The 5,327-nt window shown below is 64.0% G+C and carries 6 protein-coding genes; 3 read left to right on the top strand and 3 right to left on the bottom strand.

The genetic code is table 11. The features are described from left to right. Positions 1 to 206 precede the first annotated feature (206 nt). Both EOC93_RS32430 and EOC93_RS32425 read right to left on the bottom strand, forming a co-directional pair. A complete protein-coding gene (locus EOC93_RS32430) occupies positions 207 to 1,613 on the bottom strand; it encodes an ATP-binding protein (protein ID WP_127206641.1) in 1,407 nt (468 codons plus the stop codon). Beyond that, positions 1,610 to 2,326, bottom strand: coding sequence for a response regulator transcription factor (locus EOC93_RS32425; RefSeq protein WP_127206640.1), 717 nt, complete (start codon positions 2,324 to 2,326; stop codon positions 1,610 to 1,612). The genes EOC93_RS32430 and EOC93_RS32425 overlap by 4 nt, the downstream gene beginning before the upstream one ends. Positions 2,327 to 2,562: 236 nt before the next feature. On the opposite strand from EOC93_RS32425, the gene EOC93_RS32420 reads away from it, so the two are divergent. The 3 genes from EOC93_RS32420 to clpS all read left to right on the top strand — a co-directional run bounded on the left by EOC93_RS32420 (position 2,563) and on the right by clpS (position 3,739). Then, positions 2,563 to 2,892 (top strand): hypothetical protein, encoded by a 330-nt coding sequence (locus tag EOC93_RS32420; RefSeq protein ID WP_095484206.1) that lies wholly within the window; start codon positions 2,563 to 2,565, stop codon positions 2,890 to 2,892. A gap of 36 nt (positions 2,893 to 2,928) precedes the next feature. Then, a complete protein-coding gene (locus EOC93_RS32415; protein WP_095484207.1) occupies positions 2,929 to 3,144 on the top strand; it encodes a hypothetical protein in 216 nt (71 codons plus the stop codon). A gap of 289 nt (positions 3,145 to 3,433) precedes the next feature. Then, on the top strand, positions 3,434 to 3,739 hold the full coding sequence (clpS, locus tag EOC93_RS32410) for an ATP-dependent Clp protease adapter ClpS (RefSeq protein ID WP_126105247.1): 306 nt from the start codon (positions 3,434 to 3,436) through the stop codon (positions 3,737 to 3,739). 177 nt (positions 3,740 to 3,916) lie between these two features. On the opposite strand, the gene EOC93_RS32405 is transcribed toward clpS, so the two are convergent. Further along, the coding region (locus EOC93_RS32405; protein WP_127206639.1) for a hypothetical protein at positions 3,917 to 5,327 on the bottom strand (1,411 nt) is incomplete at its 5' end.

The following is a 5,327-nucleotide window of genomic DNA, read 5'->3' as shown; positions in this document are numbered from 1 at the left end:
GCCGAGTTCTGTCGCGCCCCCCTCTGTCCTGCCGGACATCTCCCCCACAGGTGGGGAGATTGGCTGTCATCGCCGATTTCGCCAACTACAAACGTTGGAGTGTGGGAGCCGTCCTGCGAAACCGCCGATCTCCCCCCAAGTGGGGGAGATGTCCGGCAGGACAGAGGGGGGCGCGAAGGAATGCTGCCTTGGCCCGATACAGCAAGCTACGTTGCCAGCGGCAAGCTCAGCTCCGTCAGCAAGCCGCCGCCGGGGTGATTGGACAGGCTTACCTCGCCGCCGGCGCTGCGGGCGATGTTGCGGGCGATCGTCAGGCCAAGGCCGAGGCCGCCGGTCTGGCGGTTGCGGGACTGTTCCAAGCGCACGAACGAGCCGAACACGGCGTCGAGCTCGGCCTGCGGTATGCCTGGCCCCTCGTCGCGGATGGCTAGCGTGATCGTCTTTCCCGATCGATGCAGGCTGAGATGCGCCCTCTTGCCGTAGGTCACGGCGTTCTGGACGAGATTGGTGACGCAGCGCCTGAGCGCGACCGGCCGCGCAAGGCAGATGACGCCGCGCGAGCGCGTGTCGTCATTGTCGAACGAGACCTCCTCGTAGCCGTCGGCGACCGATTCCACGAGCGACCAGAAATCGATCCGTTCGCTCTTCTCCTCGGTTACCTCGAAGGTGGCGAAGTCGATCACCGAGCTGGCAATCTCCTCGATGTCGGCGAGGTCATGCGTCAGCGCGGCGCGAACCGCCGATTTCCGCAGCAGTTCGAGACGCAGCCGCATTCTTGTCAGCGGCGTTCGCAGGTCGTGCGCGAGCGCTGCTGCAAGATGTTCGCGATCCTCGACATAGTCGCGCAGCCTTGCCTGCATGGCATTGACCGCTTTTGCCGCGGTGCGGATCTCGCGACTGCCGGTCTCGATGATCGGCGGGCTCTTCAGGTCGTTGCCGATCCGTTTCACTGCGGTTTCCATCATCCGGTAGGGCGCGGTCAGCCGGCGCAGCGACCATATCGACATGGCCACCACCAGCCCGGCGATCAAGGCATAGAGCGGCAGGCTGTCGAAGCTCAATATCGGCCCCATCGGAGTGTTCGGCTCGGTGAAGTTCAGCCATTGGCCGTCGGCGAAGCGGAGCGACGCTGTCAGCTTGTCGCTCTGGGCGAAATCGGCGGCCAGCACTAGGAGGTCTCGCTCGACCTCGCCGACATCGCGACCCTCGATCGCGCCCCCGTCGTCGGCTTCCCGTGTCGCCGGATCGCGCCGAACCCGCGCATCGGTAATGCCGAATTTCGACAGCCGCCCGACCAGTATGTCCTCCAGTTCGGCCAGTTCGTCGTCGCCCGCTATCGACGAGGCGACGGCGGGCGTGTCCGAAACGGTAAGCGCGTAGGTCGCGTTGGACAGGCCGGATGCGGTGGCCTTGCGTGCTTCGGGCGAGGCGGCATGCATCAGTTGCACCAGCGAGAAGGCGCGATCATTGAGCCTGTAGAGATCGACCACGCCGTTGGCGGCGGCACGGTCGCGCGAGACGATGTAAAGCGTCGTGATCTGGCTGATCAGCAGGCCGGCGATGACGATGAGCAGCACCCAGACGGGCAGGGTCTGCGGCAGGACGCGTCTCATTCGGAGGTCGTTTCGGGCAGGAACTGATAGCCGCCGCTGCGCACGGTCAGGATCAGTTTCGGCGTTTTCGGGTCGTCCTCCATCTTGCGCCGCAGCCGGCTGACCAGAATGTCGACGCTGCGATCGAAGCTGTAGCCGCTGTCGCCGCCTGACAGTTCGATGAGCTGGTCGCGGCTCAACACGCGCTGCGCGCTCTTGACGAACGTCTGCAGCAGGTTGAACTCCGCCATGGTCAGCTCGACCCTGACGTCGCCCGGCGCCATCAGCCGACGGCGCGAACAGTCCATCGTCCAGCCGGCGAAATGGTACATCTGCCGCGAGGTGGGCCGCCGCGGCTCGGCGGCGCCGTTGCGCCTAAGCACGGCTCGGATCCGCGCCAGCAGCTCGCGCGGATCGAAAGGTTTCGGCACGTAATCGTCGGCGCCCATTTCCAGCCCGACGACGCGGTCGGTCGTCTCGGTGACGGCGGTCAGCATGATGATCGGTGTCGCATGGTTGGCGCGAAGATCGCGACAAAGCTCCAGCCCGCTCTTTCCGGGCAGCATGACGTCCAGAACGATAAGGTCAACCTGCGCGCGGCGCAGCACGGCTTCCATCTCGGTACCGTCGGCGGCGACCGACGTGTGCAGCCCTCGTTTCTGGAAGAACTCCTGAAGCAGGTCGCGAATGCCCTTGTCGTCGTCGACGATCAGTATGTGCGCGTCGGATTTCACTGAGAGCCCTGCCGTCATTGATGGCGAAACCGCCGTTCGATAATCACCCACACGATAGAATTCAGGCCATATGTTGGCCGGTGACGATAAGCGATCCCGAACAGGTTGCTCAGAAACAATCCAGAAACAAAATTCTACAGTTCGGAAAAACTCCCGAAAAAAATCAAAGGCATAAGTGGTGCCGTGGCGGTCAGGTCATCGGCTGCGGCACGCGTTACGGGATTACGGACAAACCAATGCAAAGGTTCTCGATCAGCCTGATGGGTGTGTTGCTCGGCATCTCGCTTATCACCGCCGCGGTCGAACAATCCTATGCAAAGGTGGCCGATGCAAAGGTGGCCGATACAAAGGCGGCGATCACCCGGAGCGAGCGTTGCAGCGATCTGAGCCGTCAATTCGACGAAGCCCTCGAAACCCATGCCGCGGCAACGCAGGTCACCGCGGCGAAGGCACTTCAAAGGAAGGGAAACCGGTTCTGCGCCAACAAGAAACAGGCACAGGGAATCCGGATGCTCGCCAACGCTTTGAAGCTGCTTGGAGTGACACCGATCGACCCCGTTCAGTGACGCTCAATCCGATCTGCACAACAAGGAAACGAAGCCATGAAAAAGTCCCTCCTCTCCGCTCTCGGTCTCGCCATCGCGCTTGCCTTCTCGATGCCGGTTCTCGGCGCCAGCAGCGCCAACGCCGCCACCACGACCGCGGCTGCGACGACCGCGACGACCGCTGCGCCGGCCAAGATGGTGAAGAAGGTCGCCGCCAAGAAGACCGTCAAGAAGCACAAGAAGCACGCAGTCAAGGCAGCTCCGAAGGCCTGATCCAGCGACATCTCTTGTCCACTAAGAAGACCGCTCCAGTTGCGATGCGCCTGGAGCGGTCTTCTTTTTCGTCCCAGATGGGCGGCCTCTGTCGCGGAGCCAATCGAAATTCCCGCCGGGCTTCGCTGCACCAAGCCGTTGAACGGCAACCGGCAGTTCCCACATAGGCATGGACTTGTGAACGGCCGCACCCGCTTGGAAGGCGGTTTGTGTGCGGCTCAAAATGGACGATCGCTTTCGTTCATGTCAGAATAAAAGCGAAATTCTTGCGCGCAACTGCCGGGTTCCGATGCCTGAAATCACGACAAAACCCCGCACCAAGACGCAGCCGAAGATCGAACGGCCGAAGCTCTACAAGGTCATCCTCCTCAATGACGACTTCACGCCGCGCGAGTTCGTGGTGACGGTGCTCAAGGGCGAATTCAAGCTGAGCGAAGACCAGGCGCGGCGGGTGATGATCACCGCTCATCAGCGCGGCGTCTGCGTCGTCGCCGTCTTCACCAGGGACGTCGCCGAGACCAAGGCGACGCGGGCGACCGATGCCGGCAAAGCCAAGGGCTATCCGCTGATGTTCACGACGGAGCCGGAGGAGTAGTGCGGTTCGCGTTCTTCCTTCTCCCCTTGTGTGGGAGAAGGTGGCCGAGCGAAGCTCGGTCGGATGAGGGGTGCTCCAGCTTGGCACTGCCGACACTCCGTCCAACACCCCTCAACCGTCTTGGCGCTACGCGCCAATCCACCTTCTCCCACAAGGGGAGAAGGAAAGACGATGCTGCTACCGCCCTTCGCGGTACCACATCGAGCCCAATGCCAGAAGCAGCAGGCCGAGGCCGAGGAATCCGCCGAACAGTGGCACGCGCGAGACCGCCTTCAGCACGCTGTCGTCGGTGGTGCGCAGGCCGATCCAGTCGTTGCCGCTCGCGGCGCCCGAAGCGCGGACCGGGACGACCGAGGGCAGCGTCACGCCGCCTGTGAGGTTGCCGACGGTCGACCCAAGCGCCGATGATGGCGCCAGCCGGCGCACGCTGCCGCCGGTGGCCTCGGCCGGCGCTTTCAGCCGGCCCTCGGTGGAGACGACGTCGGTGAATTCAGGCGCATTGACCGGGCCGACATGGGCAAGCGCCTTCAGGTCGCCATTGCCGACCTGGTAGAGGCCGATCTCATTGGTCTCGATGCTGCCCAGGAAGACGCCGGGCTCGGCCCTCTCGAGCTTGACGGTCAGCGCCTTGCCGGACGGGGTGATGATTTGCGCCGGGCCGGGGTCGTCGCTCATTGTCTGGCGGCGGATTTCCAGCATCATGCCGCGGCCGTCGGCGGTCAGCCGCTCTTCCTCGAGCTCGGGCTCCTTCATCAGCCAATGGGCGATGCGGCGATAGAGCTGGACATGCGGGCCGCCGCCCTCGAAGCCGCGCGCCCACAGCCAGCCCTGGTCGGACAGAAACATGCCGACGCGGCCTTCGCCCTTGCGGTCGAGCAGGAGCAGCGGACGGTTGTCCGCGCCCTTCATCACCGCCTCGCCCTCGGGGTTCTCGACGCCGATGGTGCGGAACCAGCGGCTCCAGTGCGGCGGCTCGGTGGCGGAGCCGTCGAGTCCGCGCGTCACCGGATGGCGCTGGCCGAGCTCGGTGAGGCGTGGATAGAACGCCTTGTCGACAACTTCGCCGGTCGGCATCGCCGGCAGCGCCGACATCAAAGGCGTGCGGGCGATCGAGCTTTCACCGGCATACTCGGGCCCTGCCGCGATCAGCAGCGCGCCGCCTTTCTCGACATATTCGGCGATGTAGTCGTAATAGAGGATCGGCAGCACGTCGCGGTGCTGGTAGCGGTCGAAGATGATCAGGTCGAAATCCTTGATCTTCTCGACGAACAGCTCGCGCGTCGGAAACGCGATCAGCGACAATTCGTTGATCGGCGTGCCGTCCTGCTTCTCCGGCGGCCGCAGAATGGTGAAGTGGACCAGATCGACCGAGGCGTCGGACTTCAGCAAATTGCGCCAGGTGCGCTCGCCGGCATGCGGCTCGCCGGAGACCAGCAGCACGCGCAAATTCTCGCGGATGCCGTCGATCAGCGCGATGGCGCGGTTGTTGGTGTCGGTGAGTTCGCCGGGCTCGGGATCGATGGCGAGTTCGACGATGTTGCGGCCGGCGCCGGGAATGGTCACCTGCAGCGGCATGCCCTGGCCGATG

Origin of the sequence: Mesorhizobium sp. M6A.T.Ce.TU.002.03.1.1, from assembly GCF_003997275.1 — a bacterium.
Taxonomy (GTDB): Bacteria; Pseudomonadota; Alphaproteobacteria; order Rhizobiales; family Rhizobiaceae; genus Mesorhizobium; species Mesorhizobium mediterraneum.
The sequence above is the reverse complement of the archived record's forward strand: the minus strand, read 5'-3'. Positions and strand labels throughout refer to the sequence as shown.